We start from the raw sequence: 14,701 nt of genomic DNA, 5'->3' as shown, positions 1-14,701 counted from the left end.
TCCCCTAACGGCAGGGCATGGGGTAGGGGGACCACCCCCGATGCCCGGTCTTCGGTCCCGGCAATACGTTGAATGCAAGCCCGGCAAAGGCGCCGGGCCAATTTCGAAAAACCACAGAATTTGAGGGAGCACTCCAATGCCAACACTCGCACAACAGCTCGTGCAGTTCCTGATGAGCCTGTTCAACGATCCTGACGCCGCAGAAGACTTTGTACGCGATCCCGAAGCGGCCCTCGCCGCTGCGGGCCTGCGGGATGTCTCCTCCGCAGATGTCGACGCCGTCCGCCCCGTGGTCCTCGACTACGCACCGATCAATGCCCGGTCGTCCTTCGACCGTGAATACAACACCGGAGGAAACCACGCTACGACCGGCGGCGGACGGCCTGAGCACGATGGCGGCGGCTGGAGTGGCGGCGGACGCCCGGAGCACGATGACGATCACGGCGGCGGCGGTGGCGGTGCCGGCGGTGGCGGTGGCGGTGCCGGCGGTGGTTGGGATGGCGGGCATGACGGTCATGACCACGATGACGATCACGGCGGCGGCGGTGGCGGTGCCGGCGGTGGTTGGGATGGCGGGCATGACGGTCATGACCACGACCACGACGACCATGCACATGCGGTCCAGCAACTCGTCCACGTGGTGAACAACTACTCCTACACCACCACCATCGATGACCGCGACACGATCACGGACCAGTCGGTGAACCAGAACATCTGGGCCAACGGAGATGTCTCCCAGATGTTCAACCAGGACGCAGTGATCGCCTCCGGTGATGGTGCCATTGCCGCCGGCGACGATGTCACGAATTCCGGAAACACCACGACCACAACCACCACCACGAACAACGATGACCACACCGTGGACAACTCGGTCAACGTCAACACCAGTGGCAACAACAACGATGTCTCGGTGGGCAACGACTACTCGGATCATTCGGTGACCAAGGACTCGTACAACACGGACGATTCCTACAACACAGAGGATTCGTACAATACCGATGTTGATGTGGATGTGGAGATCGAGGATTCGTTCAACGAGGACAACTCCAACCACACAACGAATACCACCAACACAACGAACACGACCACCACAACCAACACCACCAACACGGCCACGGACTCGTTCAACGACAACTCCACGGACGTGGATGTCGATCTGGAGGACGTACAAGTGGTGAACGATTCCGTGGTGGTCCAGGACAACGAACTGGACCTGGAATACTCGCCGGACTACTCCACCAACGTGGAAGTGGACGACGTCAACGTCATCAACGATTCCATCGTTGTGGCCGACAACGAGTTGACCTACACCGAGGACAACTCCACCACCGTAGGCGACGTCGACGTTGACTACACCAACGTCGAGGACAACGTTGTTGTGGCGGATAACGAACTCGATGTCGAGTACAACGACATTGATGATTCGGTGGTGGTTGCCAAGAACGACGTCGACATCGACTGAGGCAGCACCCTCCGCGCAGGAGGTGCAAGCACAAGCGCGAAACCCCAGCAGTGCCCGGCAGGTGGACCCCCTCCTGCCGGGCACTTCGTGGCCCCCGGACAAGGGGCGGCATGTGAGCAAAGGAAGAACCGTGGCGGAAACAGTACGCATGACCACCCTTGTGGAGCACGGGATAGCACTGGCAGGTGAGCGGAACGACCTCAGGCGGCGCTTGGACAACACGCTCCGACGCCTGCAGGACCCCAACGTCAGGGTGATTGTGGTGGGCGAGTTCAAACAAGGGAAGAGCCAGCTCATCAACGCTTTGGTCAACGCCCCTGTGTGCCCGGTGGATGACGACATCGCCACCACCGTTCCCACGCTGATAAGGCAAGGTGATCCGGCGTCGGCGGTTGTCCTTGTCCCCGCGGCCGATCCCCCCGGGCCGGACAGCTTTACGGACATCGACGGCGGTGAATCGCGCCTTGAGCGCAAGCCCGTGCCGTTGGCCGAATTGTCGGACTTCGTCTCCGAGAAGGGCAACCCGGGAAATGCCAGGAACATCGTTGCAGCGGAGGTGGCCCTTCCCAGGAAGCTCCTGTCAGGCGGGCTCTGCATTGTGGATTCCCCGGGAGTGGGAGGACTTGGCTCAAGCCACACCCTGACCACGCTCACGGCATTGCCCTCGGCACATGCCATGCTGTTTGTCTCCGATGCGTCCCAGGAGTACACAGAACCGGAAATGCGCTTCCTCCGGCAAGCCATGCGCGTGAGTCCCAACGTAGCCTGCGTGCTGTCCAAAACAGACCTCTATCCGGCATGGCGCCAGATCGCTGAGCTGGACAAGGGCCACCTGGCCGACGTCGGGCCGGAAATCCCCCTGTTTCCTGTCTCTTCGGAGCTGCGGCTCGAGGCCGCGAGGCTCCAGGACGCCGAATTGAACAACGAATCCGGGTTCCCGGAGCTGGTCTCCTACCTGCGAAACGCCATTGTTGCTGAGGCGGCCCTCATTCAGCGCCGGTCCGTAGGCAACGACCTCGTGTCGGTTACGGGGAACCTCATGCTGGCGTTGCGGTCGGAACTTGGGGCCTTGGAAAATCCCGAAGACACACCGCAGATGATCGCGGGCCTGAAAGCGGCCAAGGACGATGCCGACGCGCTCCGGAAGAAGTCCGCCCGATGGCAGACCACCCTGAATGACGGCATTGGCGATCTCATCGCGGACATGGAATATGACCTCAAGGACCGTCTTCGGCGAATACAACGCGAAGCCGAGGCGGCCATTGACCAGGGCGATCCCGGTCCCGCGTGGGAACAGTTCGCCAAGTGGCTTGAACAAAGCGTTGCCGCCGCCGTTTCCGACACTTTCGTGTGGACCAGCGAGCGGGCACAGTGGCTGGCCGGACAGGTGGCAGAGCATTTTTCCGAAGACGAAGTGGCTTTGCCTGCCCTCCACGTTGCCGACACCGGCGGAGTGCTTGACCCCGTGGCAGAAATCCAGGACATGGAAGATGGCCGTATGGGACCTGTGCAGAAGGTTCTGATCGGCATGCGCGGGTCCTATGGCGGGGTGCTGATGTTTGGCCTCTTGACGGGTTTGTTTGGCTTGGCCCTGATCAACCCGCTGTCTGTGGGGGCCGGGCTCATGCTGGGCCGGAAAGCGTATCGGGAGGAGCAGGAAGCACGGCTGAAACGTCGGCAGGCAGAGGCCAAACTCCTGGTGCGGAAGCAGGTGGACGACGTCGTGTTCCAGGTGGGCAAGCAACTCAAGGACCGGTTGCGGCTGGTTCAGCGGGCCACCCGGGATCACTTCACGGACATCGCAGAGGAACACCACCGTTCCCTCACCGAATCCGTGGCTGCGGCGCAGAAGGCGGCAGCCACCTACGCTGCCGAGCGGGACCTGCGGATCAAGGAGATCAAGAACCAGCTCAAAGCCGTGGAAACCTTGCACGCGGTTGCCCGGCAACTTCAGGAAGAAGGGGCCGGAGGACAGCACGCCGTTCCGGCGTCGTCCGCGGTTCCGGCGGGATGATCGAATCGGGAATCGCCGGCGCAGCGGAGCTGCTCCGGCAAGCGCGGGAGGTCTTCCAGGGGGACCCGGCTGCCCTGGCTGTCCTGGACGACCTCGACCAACGCCTTGCCGGGCCGTTGCGCATTGCGGTGGCCGGAATGGTTAAAGCCGGAAAGTCCACCCTTCTCAATGCCATCATCGGCGAGGAGATCGCTCCTACCGACGCCGGTGAGTGCACGAAGATCGTCACGTGGTACCGCTATGGGCACGCTCCCCGTATCACCCTGCACCCCTTGGCAGGCGGGCCGCAGGCGCTGCCAGTGCACCGTGAAGATGGCCGCTTGGTGTTTTCATTGGGGGAATTCCAGGCGGAGGACGTGGAAAAGCTCGTGGTTGATTGGCCGGCAGCCAGCCTCCGGGATCTCACCTTGATCGACACCCCGGGCATCGCTTCCCTGTCCAAGGATGTATCCGGGAGGTCCACGGCCTTCCTGCTTCCCGAAGACGCTCCCACCGCTGCGGATGCCGTCATCTACCTGATGCGTCATTTGCACGCCTCGGATGTCCGGTTCCTAGAATCCTTCAAGGACACCGCCGCCGGGAAGTCCGGGACGGTCAATGCCCTCGCTGTCCTGTCACGCGCGGATGAGATAGGTGCCGGCAGGATAGATTCGCTCATTTCCGCTGCCGTGATTGCCGACAGATACAGCCGGGACGAAAACCTCAAACCGCTCGCGCTGGGAGTGGTACCCGTGGCGGGACTGCTGGCGCAGAGCTCCAGGACCATGCGCCAGGGCGACGTGGACGCCCTCATGCTCCTGGCGCGCATGGACCGGAACCAGCGCGAAAGGATGATGCTTTCTGTTGACCGCTTTGTCCGCGCGGCCGGACCGGAAGGCGTGGAGCCCGGCCTGAAGGCTTCCCTGGTCCAACGGTTCGGGCTGTTCGGGATCAGGCTGGCAGTGGCCCTGATCCGGGGCGGAATCACCAACCCGACGGAACTGGCGCACGAACTCGCGCGACGCAGCGGACTCGGCCGCCTGCTGGACACCGTGGCCTCCTTGTTCCAAACGCGGGCCGACGCACTCAAGGCGCGTGCCGCCGTCGTGGGTTTGGAGTCACTGCTGAGCGGCTCCCAACCCGGCCAGTCAGCAGTCCTCGAACCGGCGCTGGAGGAGTTGCTCGCCGGCGCGCACGAATTCCGCGAACTCAAGCTCCTGGGCTCGCTGCGGACAGGTGGTGTGGTCCTGCCACCCGGGCAGGCGGAGGACGCGGAACGACTGGTGGGCGGCCGCGGCAACCTTCCGTTCCAGAGGCTGGAGCTTCCCCCGGAAGCGGACGCGGAGGAGATCGCGCGCGAAACCCGCAGGGCCCTTGACCGTTGGCGGCAGATCGCGGAAAACCCGTTGTTGGTCGAGCCTTCGGCGGTGGAAGCCTGCCGGGTTGTCCTGCGCAGTTGCGAAGGTATCCTGGCGGCTATGCCCGCCGCCCGCTGAGCAGCCAGGCTGTCGTCGACGGCAGGAAAAGCAGAATCAGGCCGGCTGCAGCGAGGATGAATTGCGCGGCGAGAAGCACCATGGCCATGACGCCGTCATTGCCCGGAGCCACCACATAATCAGCGGTGATCACGGTGACGACGGCGTGGAGGAGGAGCAGGGGAGCCAAGGCCCAACGGGGCCACGTGCGTCGCCTGAAAAGGATCGTCAAGAGGACGGCTTCCATCGCGACCACCACGGCGATCATGGCCAGGCTGCCGAGGAATACGACGGCGGCGGCCCCCTCGACGGAGTTAGCGTCGCCGTCCGGGACCATGGACTGGATAACGCCCTTCAAGCGTTCAAAGTGGGCGTCGCGGCCAAGGAACCCCGTGAAGACCACGGCGATGCCGGCCACGAAACTTGCCAGCCACAGAGAACGGGACACCCGGGCCGGGCCGGGAGGCTTTACCGCTGCAGGGATGGGCGGCGGAGTGGAAAGGGACATGCCCGGGCGCTGGGGTGGCGCCGGTGGCCCGCTGACTGATGGCGTGGAGGGTGACTGCCGTGAACCATCAGCTTGCTGGGCCATGTTTGCCTACTTCAGCTCGTCGGTATCATGCGTATCCGGCTCACCGCGTTGGGCATCGTCCGTGCCTGGTGACGTGTCCCGGAGTTTGCGTTCCTTGGCTTCGAGATCCGCCTTGAGCTTCTTCAGGCGGTCCTCTTCGGCTTGGTTGCGACGGCGGGTCTCCAGGTTGCGGAGGAACTCGGGGTCGTCGTCCGGTGCGATGGGGTGGCGCCTTACGGGGGTGGCCGTGGGCTTGTTGTAGGGACGGCCGAAAATGAACCACAGAACGGCACCCAGCAACGGCAGGACGATCATCACGATGATCCACGCGGTCTTCGAAATGCCGCGGGTCTGGTGCCGGTCAGTGCGTATGACATCCACCAGGGCATAGACGAAGACAACAAGAACGACGACGACGCCTATAACGCGGAGCATGCATCAAGTCTAGTGCCCGGAAGCCGTTCGCTGGACGCCCTCTTTGGGCCGTGACCAGAGTGCAACCATTCGGGCGGCTAAACTTGGATGGTGGCTTTCCTGAAGTATTCCCTCATCCGCCTGGCGCTGTTCGTGCCGTTGTTCATCATCTTCGCCCTTTTGCAGGTGGGTCTGCTGCCTGCGGCCATCTTCGCAGGGCTCATGGCCTTCGCCATCAGCTACCTGTTCTTCCAGAAGCAGCGCGACGAAGCCACGGCGGCGATGCGCGAGCGTTTCTCCGGGCGCGCCAAGCCCATCCGCACCGCCGGCGAGGTTGAAGACGCCGAAGCTGAGGACAGCCTGGTGGAGAAGAACCCGGACATTGCCGTCAATAACGACAAGCGCCCCGGCGCGGCCTAAGAATTGAAACAGCGAACGCCCCTCAGCATATTGCCGGGGGCGTTCGCTTTTTGTGGAGCCTAGAAGCCGCGGCTCAGAATGAGCCCGAGCGAGAACAACAGGCTGTAGCCGAGGTTGATCAGGCCGGTCTGCTTGAGCACCGGGATGAGGCTCTTGCGCTTCTTGCCGTTGACCATCAGCCATGCAGGCATGAGGCAGGCGGGGATCAGCAGGAGCACGATCAACATCCAGGGCTTCGTGGGCGCCAGGACGATCACCAGCAGGATGGACACGGCCAGCATCAGCACGTAGCTTTCGCGGGCATGACGGTCGCCCAGGCGCACTGCCAAGGTCCGCTTTCCGGCCGCGGTGTCCGTGGGGATGTCCCGTACGTTGTTGGCCATGAGCAAGGCGCAGGCGATGAGGCCGGTACCTATTGCGCCGATGACTGCGGCCAGGCTCACCTGGCCGGCCTGCGTGTAGGTGGTACCCAGGGTGGCGACCAGTCCGAAGAACACAAAGACGAACACATCGCCCAGGCCCAGGTAGCCGTAGGGGTTCTTGCCGCCCGTGTAACCCCACGCTGCCAGGACGCAGCCGATGCCCACCAGGATGAGCCACCACGTTTGGGTAATGATCACCAGGATGAGGCCGCACAGCATGGCAGCGCCGAACAGGGCGAAGGCCGCCCACTTCACCTGTTCCGGCTTCGCTGCCCCGGAACCCACCAAGCGCAGCGGGCCGACCCGATCCTCATCGGTTCCGCGGATGCCGTCGGAGTAGTCGTTGGCGTAGTTGACGCCGATCTGCAGCAGAAGCGCGACAAGCGCCGCGAGGATCGCGTTCGGCAGCCGGAAAGCATGGAGCTCGTACGCCGCTGCCGAACCGATCAGGACCGGCGCTATTGCCGCGGGCAGGGTGCGGAGCCGGGCTCCTTGGATCCATTGTGCAGCTGTCGCCACGTGTAGTACCTCGTGTGTTTCGCGTTTGATCTCAGTTGGGGGGGAAGAACTTGTCTATTGTCCCTGATGCAGATTGGAAAGCTGTTCAATCATGGCCAGCCTGTCCGGTTTTCCGTTCGGCAGCATCAGCAATTCCTTGTCGGCCAACACTGTTTTCGGGGCCAGGACGCCCAGGTCGGCCTCCCGCCGGGCCGTGAAACCCTTGATTCCTTCAGGGCTGGGATCCTCCACGGCCACGTAGGCCGCAACAGCCTGGCCCCATTCCCGCGAGGGGACGCCTGCGACGAAAGCCGCGGTGACGCCGTCGAGCTCTTCCAGCTTGCTCTGGATATACGTGGCGGAGGCCTTGACGCCCCCGGTGATGATGACGTCGTCGGCGCGTCCCAGCACGGTGAGTTTGCCTTCCGGGGACAGTTCACCAAGGTCGCCGGTGACGTACCAGCGCGTACCGTCCTCTTCGAAGAACGCAGCCTTTGACGCGCGGGCAGCATCCAGGTAACCCGCGGCCACCGTGTCGCCGCCCAGCAGGACCCGGCCTTCCAGGTCGCCGTCGCCGATCCGGATTTCGACGCCGTCCAGCGGCTCGCCGTCGTACACGCACCCGCCGCACGTTTCGGCGGAACCGTAGGTGGTGACCACCTTCAGGCCCGCGGCCTGGGCGGCTGCCAGGAGGTCGGGCGACGCCGGTGCGCCGCCCAGCAAGATGGCGTTGAAGCGGCGCAGTACGGCGAGGGTTTCGGGCGCGGGGGAGTCCAGGAGCCGTTGCAGCTGCGTGGGCACCAGGGAGGTGAACCGGATCTTGTCCGTCAGTTCCTCGGCTGCGGCGGTGAAGGCCTCCGGAGTGAAGCCGTTGGTCTGGTCCATCACCCACGGCCGGGTTCCCGCATAAAGGGAGCGGACCAGCACCTGGACGCCGGCCACGTACTGCAGGGGCAGCGCGAGCAGCCACTGGCCTTCGCCGCGCAGTGCCATGGCGGTCGCCACCGACGACGCCGCGAGGGCATCGACGGTCAGGACCGTTGCCTTGGGTGTTCCCGTGGAACCGGAGGTGCGGACCACCACTGCGGCATCCTCGACGCCGGTCTCCACCGGCACCGCCCGGGGTTCGCCGTTTTCATCCAAGACGATTTCGACGGCGGGACCTTCACCGTGGAGGGCAGCCATCAGGGCTTTGAGGACAGGATCGACGTTCACGGAGGAGTCCTAGAAGTAGTAGGGGAAGCTGGACCAGTCGGGATCCCGCTTTTGGAGGAACGCTTCCTTGCCTTCCACGGCCTCGTCCGTCATGTACGCCAGGCGGGTGGCTTCGCCCGCGAAGACCTGCTGCCCGGCCAGTCCGTCGTCGGCCAGGTTGAACGCGAATTTGAGCATGCGGATGGCCTGCGGGGATTGCCGGGCGATGTCGGCGGCGTACTCGAGGGCGACTTCTTCGAGGCGTTCGTGGTCCACGGCCTCGTTGACGGCACCCATCCGGACCATGTCCTCGGCGGAGTATTCGCGGGCGAGGAAGAAGATTTCCCGCGCGGCTTTCTGCCCGATCTGGCGCGCCAGCAGCGCAGAGCCGTAACCGGCGTCGAAACTTCCTACCGTGGCGTCCGTCTGCTTGAACTTGCCGTGTTGGCGGGAGGCGATGGTGAGGTCGCTGACCACGTGCAGGGAGTGCCCGCCGCCGGCCGCCCAGCCGTTGACGACGGCGATGACCACCTTGGGCATGGTCCGCATGAGCCGCTGGACTTCCAGGATGTGGAGGCGGCCTGCACGGGCGGGGTCTATAAATTCAGCAGAGTCTCCTGGGGCGTCTTCTACTGCGTACCTGTAACCGTCGCGGCCACGGATCCGCTGGTCGCCACCGGAACAGAACGAATGTCCGCCGTCCTTTTCGGACGGCCCGTTGCCGGTGAGCAGCACGGTGGCGACGTCCGGAGTCATCCGGGCGTGGTCCATGGCCCGGTAGAGCTCATCGACGGTGCCGGGACGGAACGCGTTGCGGACCTCGGGACGGTTGAACGCGATACGGACTGTGGGGAGATCCTTGACCGTGCCGTCCGCGGACCGTTCGACCTGCCGGTGGTACGTCATGTCCTTGAAGTCGTCGAAACCCGAAACCGTGCGCCAGCGCGAGGGGTCAAAGATGTCGGAAACCTTGGCAGGGAGATCGTTGTTCACAGTCCGAGTCTAGTAATGGCCTTAGCTGATGCAGAACTCGTTGCCTTCGGGGTCGGCCATGGTGTGCCATTCCTGGGGTCCCTGGCGGGCGGTCCAGAGGTGTTTGGCGCCGCGGGCTTCCAGCTCCTTGCGCACGACGTCCTTGTCCCGGCCGTCCAGGGCGGACGTCCCAGTGCACCCGGTTCTTGACGGTCTTGGGGTTGGGATCGGTCTGGAAGAGGATACGGCGGCCTGTTTTGGGATCGGTGTCTTCGGCGGGCACGATCGCACAGCCTTCGGCCCAGACGAGTTTGCCGTTGTGGGTGATGGTCTGGTCTTCGGTGGCGAATCCCTGCTCGATCATGGACCGGATGAACGCCTCGTCCTGGGGTTCCACGGTCCATTCGAGGGTCTCGGCCCACCAATCGGCGAGTTCGTGGGGCTTCCTGCAGTCGACGGCTACCTGGATGTTGAGTGTCATGCCCACCAAGCTATTCCGACGGCGGGTGGCTGGGTAGCGCAATGCGGTCAACTTCCGTCCGGGTTACCCGAGCGGGGGACAGTGCGCGTAGAGATTTTCTGTCCCTTAGTTGGACAGGAGCTCGGGTGGGACCGCGTAGATCAGCACCACTGCCATGAGGTTCTTGGCCGCGTGCACGAAGTAGGAAAACATCAGGTTCTTGCCTGTCCAGACATAGACGGCCACCAGCACCGCGGCCATTCCCAGGTAGGGCGCCAGGGCTGAAAGCACCAGTCCTTCGCGACCCACCACATGGATGGACGCGAAAACCACCACGGAGACCACGCAGCAGATCCAGGTGTTCACATGCTGCGACAACTTGCCGATCAGGAGATGGCGGAACAGGTACTCCTCAACAAACGGCCCCAGAACCACCAGCAGCGGCACCATCAACCAGGCCGGAACGTGCTGCAGCAATCCCTGGATACCCAGTTGGTTCTCGGAGCTTTGGGCAGTCCCGAACGCGGAGACGAGCAGAGCCGTCAGGATGAGCATCACCACGATCGCGAGGGGAATCATGCCCAAGGTGAACCACGGACGTGTCCCCAGGATCTTCAGGTCACGTCCCGCCACACGCCAGGCTGACGCCACGGCAAATATTCCGACGCCGGCATAGAAGACCGCGTTGACGGCATAGGACGCTGTGGCCGGGTCGGGAAACAGCTGAAGCATCAGCCGTTCGACTGCTTCCCCGCTGACCGTGAAGTAGACGGTGAACCCGAGATAGACGGCTACGGCCAAGGCATCCAGGGCGGTGAATCTGTACAAAGATGCCTTGATATGAAGAGTGCCCATGGCTCCAGCCTAGCTTTGCTGCCTGATGCTCCGGATCAGGCCAGGCCGGATATCAGGACTGCCCTGTGAGGGTGAGCGTGATGAGGACACAGTTCAAACCGACGATCAGCACGGCACTTGTCCAACCCGCGATCTTCAGCGGCATGCCGTCGGTGTGGAGGCCCATGACATCCTTCTTGCCGGTGAGCCGGATCAGGGGAATCAAAGCGAAAGGAATACCGAAGCTGAGCAACACCTGGCTCAGCACCAGGGCGAGTGTCGGCTCAATCCCGGCACCCAGCACGATCAGTGCGGGGATCAGGGTGATGACGCGGCGGGTGAGCAGGGGAATACGGACTTTGAGGAGGCCGCCCATGATGGTCGCGCCGGCATAGCAACCAACCGATGTGGACGCCAGGCCGGATGCCAGCAAGCCGATGGCAAAGATCACGCCGATGGCCGGGCCCAGGGCGGACGTCACCGCGGCGTGGGCTCCGGCGATAGTGTCCGTGCCTTCTATGCCGCGCAGGCTGGAGGCGGCAAGCAGGAGCATCGAGATGTTGACGACCCCGGCCAGGAGCAGGGCGCCGACGACGTCCGTGCGGGTGGCGCGGATCAGCTTTGTCCGGATAACGGGGTCCGGGGAGAAACCGTGCCGGTCGCGGGCAAGGGCCGAGTGGAGGTAGATCGCGTGGGGCATCACCGTGGCGCCCAGCATGCTCGCTGCCAGAAGGATGGTGTCCGTACCTTCAAAACGCGGAACCAGCCCGCCAAGGGCGCTCCCTGCATCCGGGGGATTGACGAACAGCCCGGACACGAAGCCCACGGCGATGATCCCCAGGAGAACCAGGATGGCGTACTCGAAGGAGCGCTGGCCCCGCCGCGACTGCAAGGCCAAAAGCAGCATGGAGGCGATGCCGACGATCACGCCACCGGCAAGCAGCGGAATTCCGAACAGCAGGTTCAAGGCCACGGCTCCACCGATGACTTCCGCCATATCCGTGGCTCCGGCAACAACTTCAGCTTGCAGCCAATAGAGGCGCCGGCGCTTGTTGCCGAGCCGCTTGCCAAGAATCTCAGGGAGGCTCATTCCTGTGGCGAGGCCGAGTTTGGCTGACTGGTACTGGACCAGGACTGCCATGGCGTTCGCTACAACCAGGACCCAGACCAGCAGGTAGCCGTAGTTGGCACCGGCCGTGAGGTTGGCTGCGACGTTTCCCGGATCCACGTAGGCGATCGCAGCAACGAAGGCAGGTCCCAGGAGCAGGAGCCGGGACCATACTTTGCCGGGGGTGGCACGTGTTTCCAGGGTGGGTGCAGCCATTGGGGTTCCTCATCGTTGGGGGTACTCACTACGAGGATAGCGAAATTTAGGCGCACCGAAAAGTTTTATTTAGGCAATCCATTGGAGAACCGAATTCCGGGGTCGGAGATGGCCCATCCAGCGGATGAATATGGGCCATATCCGACCCCGCGTTGCTTCCGGAGAAAGGGGTGCTGTTGCCTGCGTCACGGGCATTCCGGTTAATCCCGTAAGATAGACGGGTTGCGCGAAGCTTCGGCGTTCTGCGTTCTTTGTCACACTTCGGGATCCTCAAAGCGGGAAAGCTCGAATTATGTGTGCCAAAGCCGCCCGTGTCCCGGCACTGGGCGAAACCCCTACAGCAATACCCCAACCCACAAGGAACAGCTGTGCCGCAAAGTACTCCCACAGATCTCCAGAGCCCCAAGGCCTCATCCACAGCCGCAGGCTCTACCCTCAGCGCCGAGGGATACAAAAAGACCCTGAGCCGCCGCCACGTCACCATGATCGCCATGGGTGGCGCCATCGGCGTCGGCCTCTTCATGGGTGCCGGTGGCCGCCTGGCCTCCACGGGCCCGGCCCTCATCTTCTCCTACGCCATCGCCGGCGTCATCGCCTACCTGCTGATGCGCGCACTCGGTGAGCTCATCATGTACCGCCAGACATCGGGCTCCTTCGTGAGCTACGCCGGCGAAATGTTCGGCAAGAAGGGCGCCTTCCTCTCCGGTTGGATGTACTTCATCAACTGGGCCATGACGGGCATTGCCGAACTCATCGCGATCGGACTGTACTTCCAGTTCTTCTTCCCCAACGTCCCGATTGAACTGTCCGCCATTGCCGCATTGGTGCTGCTGGTGGCTGTGAACCTGTTCAGCGTCAAGGCGTTCGGCGAGTTCGAATTCTGGGCGTCCTGCCTCAAGGTCGCAGCAATCGTGATCTTCCTGGCCGTTGGCACGTTCATGGTTGTCACCAACGCCAAGGTGGGCGAGGGCCATGCGTCCGTTGCCAACCTCTTCCACGAAGACGGCGGCATGTTCCCCAAGGGCGGCCTGGTGATGATCCTGGTCCTCAACGCCGTGATCTTCGCTTACAACGCCATTGAACTCGTCGGCATCACCGCAGGTGAGATGGAGAACCCGGAACGCGAAGTTCCCAAGGCGATCCGCGCCGTCGTATTCCGCATCGTTGTCTTCTACGTCGGTTCGGTGACGCTGCTTGCCATGCTGCTGCCGTCCGACCAGTACGTCGCCGGCACCTCGCCGTTCGTTACCGTGTTCGGCCAGATGGGACTTGGCTGGATGGGCGATGTCATGAACATGATCGTCATCACCGCCGCGCTGTCCTCCTGCAACTCCGGTCTCTACTCGATCGGCCGTATCTTCCGCACCATGGCCAACAATGGCCACGCCCCGCAGTGGCTCACCAAGATGTCCACCCGCCATGTGCCGTACGCGGCCATCCTCGCGATCGGCGGCGTGTACCTCGTTGGCATCCTGCTCAACATCTGGCTGGGTGGCTCGCACGCCTTCGACCTCGCACTGAACACGGCGTCCATCGGCGTGATCTTCACGTGGGGTTCCATCTTCGCGAGCCAGATCGCGCTTCGTAAGAAGCATGGCAAGGTCTCCAGCCTCCCCATGCCCGGTTCGCCGTGGACCAGCTGGCTGGGTTTGGTCGCCCTGCTTGCCATCACTGTGCTGATCGGTTTCGACACCATGACCGACAAGGCAACAGGCGAGGTCTTCCTGCTGGGCCTGTGGACCCTTGCCACCATTCCGTTCTTCGCCCTGGTGCTGTGGCTCGGCTGGCAGAAGGTCAAGAACAACCAGCCGAAGAGCGAGCTTTTCAGCTGACGCTTATGAGCTGACAGAGGCTCGACGACGGGCGCCCCCTCCAGTGATTGGTTCACCGGAAGGGGCGCCCGCCGTCGTTTCGGCCCGCTTTTGCCCGGGTCAGCCTGCCAGGTGCTTCGCGAAATGCTCTTCGATGCGCCGCCATGCTTCCGGGGCGGAGGCTGGATCGGGTTTGATGCCCATGACCCGCGTCAGGGGGCGGAGCAGCTTCGGTCCCACCGGGGCGTCGTTCATGAAGGCGTGGCCCGCCGTCGGAAATTCCTTGACGTCATGCTCAATGCCGAGGCTGTTGAGGGCCTGATCCAGCTTGGCGGCAGCTCCGGGCAGGGTGCGGTCCTTGCCGCCGTAATTGGCAACCACCGGACACGCGCCTTGGAGGGCGTTATGCAGGTCCCGCGGGAGTTGGCCGTAGTTCACGGCCGCGGCGTCAAAACCATCGTTTGCGGCGAGTAACGCGAAAGCGCCGCCCATGCAGAAGCCGATGACGCCCACCTTGCCGGTGCACCTGTCATCGTTGCGCAACCACTCTTTGGCGGTGGCCACGTCGGTGAAAGCCCGGCCCTCGCCCGAGAGCATAGAGCGCATGGTGGCGACGAGGCAGCGCCTTGCACCGCCGTCGCTGTACAGATCCACCGCGAGCGTCAGGTAGCCCGCCGTCGCCAGCCGGTCAGCCTGGCGACGCATCACATCATCCAATCCAAAGGCTTCGTGGATCATCACCACCCCGGGGAACGGACCCTCGCCCGGGGGCTCGGTCAGGTATCCCTTGAGGGACGCTGAGCCTCCCGCTGCTTTGCTCTGTCCGCTCAAATCGATGGTGACCATGGGGT

Annotated in this window: 13 protein-coding genes and 1 pseudogene; 5 read left to right on the top strand and 9 right to left on the bottom strand. The window is 63.4% G+C overall.

The window, feature by feature from the left end:
- Positions 1–136: 136 nt before the first annotated feature.
- The 3 genes from PV760_RS02230 to PV760_RS02220 all read left to right on the top strand — a co-directional run bounded on the left by PV760_RS02230 (position 137) and on the right by PV760_RS02220 (position 4,951).
- A complete protein-coding gene (locus PV760_RS02230; protein WP_354627060.1) occupies positions 137–1,462 on the top strand; it encodes an IniB N-terminal domain-containing protein in 1,326 nt (441 codons plus the stop codon).
- Positions 1,463–1,592: 130 nt separating this feature from the next.
- Positions 1,593–3,476 carry a dynamin family protein gene (locus PV760_RS02225; RefSeq protein WP_354627059.1) on the top strand — a complete coding sequence of 628 codons (1,884 nt, stop codon included), beginning with the start codon at positions 1,593–1,595 and terminating at the stop codon, positions 3,474–3,476.
- Positions 3,473–4,951, top strand: a complete 1,479-nt coding sequence (locus tag PV760_RS02220; protein ID WP_354627058.1) for a dynamin family protein — start codon at positions 3,473–3,475, stop codon at positions 4,949–4,951. The genes PV760_RS02225 and PV760_RS02220 overlap by 4 nt, the downstream gene beginning before the upstream one ends.
- Here PV760_RS02220 and PV760_RS02215 read toward each other — a convergent pair.
- Positions 4,932–5,522, bottom strand: coding sequence for a hypothetical protein (locus tag PV760_RS02215; protein WP_354627057.1), 591 nt, complete (start codon positions 5,520–5,522; stop codon positions 4,932–4,934). The two genes, PV760_RS02220 and PV760_RS02215, sit on opposite strands and share 20 nt — an antisense overlap.
- A gap of 6 nt (positions 5,523–5,528) precedes the next feature.
- Complete coding sequence (locus PV760_RS02210) at positions 5,529–5,936, bottom strand: PLD nuclease N-terminal domain-containing protein (protein ID WP_354627056.1); 408 nt, start codon at positions 5,934–5,936, stop codon at positions 5,529–5,531.
- Between the two features lie 87 nt (positions 5,937–6,023).
- Here PV760_RS02210 and PV760_RS02205 point away from each other — a divergent pair, with 87 nt between their 5' ends.
- Positions 6,024–6,335: a DUF4229 domain-containing protein gene (locus PV760_RS02205; protein WP_018776963.1), complete on the top strand. Its 312-nt coding sequence runs from the start codon at positions 6,024–6,026 to the stop codon at positions 6,333–6,335.
- Between the two features lie 59 nt (positions 6,336–6,394).
- On the opposite strand, the gene PV760_RS02200 is transcribed toward PV760_RS02205, so the two are convergent.
- The 6 genes and pseudogenes from PV760_RS02200 to PV760_RS02175 all read right to left on the bottom strand — a co-directional run bounded on the left by PV760_RS02200 (position 6,395) and on the right by PV760_RS02175 (position 12,039).
- The gene (locus PV760_RS02200) at positions 6,395–7,276 is read right to left on the bottom strand and encodes a 1,4-dihydroxy-2-naphthoate polyprenyltransferase (protein ID WP_079580932.1); all 882 of its coding nucleotides are present in this window, start codon (positions 7,274–7,276) and stop codon (positions 6,395–6,397) included.
- A gap of 54 nt (positions 7,277–7,330) precedes the next feature.
- On the bottom strand, positions 7,331–8,470 hold the full coding sequence (locus PV760_RS02195) for an AMP-binding protein (RefSeq protein ID WP_354627055.1): 1,140 nt from the start codon (positions 8,468–8,470) through the stop codon (positions 7,331–7,333).
- 9 nt (positions 8,471–8,479) lie between these two features.
- On the bottom strand, positions 8,480–9,442 hold the full coding sequence (locus PV760_RS02190; RefSeq protein ID WP_018776960.1) for a 1,4-dihydroxy-2-naphthoyl-CoA synthase: 963 nt from the start codon (positions 9,440–9,442) through the stop codon (positions 8,480–8,482).
- A 21-nt stretch (positions 9,443–9,463) separates the two neighbouring features.
- Positions 9,464–9,902, bottom strand: a pseudogene (locus tag PV760_RS02185) (VOC family protein).
- A 105-nt stretch (positions 9,903–10,007) separates the two neighbouring features.
- Positions 10,008–10,736: a CPBP family intramembrane glutamic endopeptidase gene (locus PV760_RS02180; protein ID WP_354627054.1), complete on the bottom strand. Its 729-nt coding sequence runs from the start codon at positions 10,734–10,736 to the stop codon at positions 10,008–10,010.
- Positions 10,737–10,788: 52 nt separating this feature from the next.
- Entirely contained in the window at positions 10,789–12,039 is a 1,251-nt protein-coding gene (locus PV760_RS02175; RefSeq protein ID WP_055971229.1) for an Nramp family divalent metal transporter, read from the bottom strand.
- A gap of 368 nt (positions 12,040–12,407) precedes the next feature.
- On the opposite strand from PV760_RS02175, the gene PV760_RS02170 reads away from it, so the two are divergent.
- A complete protein-coding gene (locus PV760_RS02170) occupies positions 12,408–13,871 on the top strand; it encodes an amino acid permease (RefSeq protein ID WP_018776956.1) in 1,464 nt (487 codons plus the stop codon).
- 99 nt (positions 13,872–13,970) lie between these two features.
- Here the strand turns inward: PV760_RS02170 and PV760_RS02165 are convergent, their stop codons facing one another.
- Positions 13,971–14,696, bottom strand: a complete 726-nt coding sequence (locus PV760_RS02165; RefSeq protein ID WP_354627053.1) for a dienelactone hydrolase family protein — start codon at positions 14,694–14,696, stop codon at positions 13,971–13,973.
- Between the last annotated feature and the right edge of the window lie 5 nt (positions 14,697–14,701).

The sequence above is a fragment of the Paenarthrobacter sp. CC6 genome, assembly GCF_040560085.1.
Lineage (GTDB): Bacteria > Actinomycetota > Actinomycetes > Actinomycetales > Micrococcaceae > Arthrobacter > Arthrobacter nicotinovorans.
This window is presented reverse-complemented; position numbering and strand designations above follow the sequence as displayed.

Bases quoted from the DNA above. Each gene is read 5' to 3' on its own strand.
- PV760_RS02230 (WP_354627060.1), top strand. From the start codon at position 137: ATGCCAACACTCGCACAACAGCTCGTGCAGTTCCTGATGAGCCTGTTC.
- PV760_RS02220 (WP_354627058.1), top strand. From the start codon at position 3,473: ATGATCGAATCGGGAATCGCCGGCGCAGCGGAGCTGCTCCGGCAAGCG.
- PV760_RS02215 (WP_354627057.1), bottom strand. From the start codon at position 5,522: ATGGCCCAGCAAGCTGATGGTTCACGGCAGTCACCCTCCACGCCATCA.
- PV760_RS02210 (WP_354627056.1), bottom strand. From the start codon at position 5,936: ATGCTCCGCGTTATAGGCGTCGTCGTCGTTCTTGTTGTCTTCGTCTAT.
- PV760_RS02205 (WP_018776963.1), top strand. From the start codon at position 6,024: ATGGTGGCTTTCCTGAAGTATTCCCTCATCCGCCTGGCGCTGTTCGTG.
- PV760_RS02180 (WP_354627054.1), bottom strand. From the start codon at position 10,736: ATGGGCACTCTTCATATCAAGGCATCTTTGTACAGATTCACCGCCCTG.
- PV760_RS02175 (WP_055971229.1), bottom strand. From the start codon at position 12,039: ATGGCTGCACCCACCCTGGAAACACGTGCCACCCCCGGCAAAGTATGG.
- PV760_RS02165 (WP_354627053.1), bottom strand. From the start codon at position 14,696: ATGGTCACCATCGATTTGAGCGGACAGAGCAAAGCAGCGGGAGGCTCA.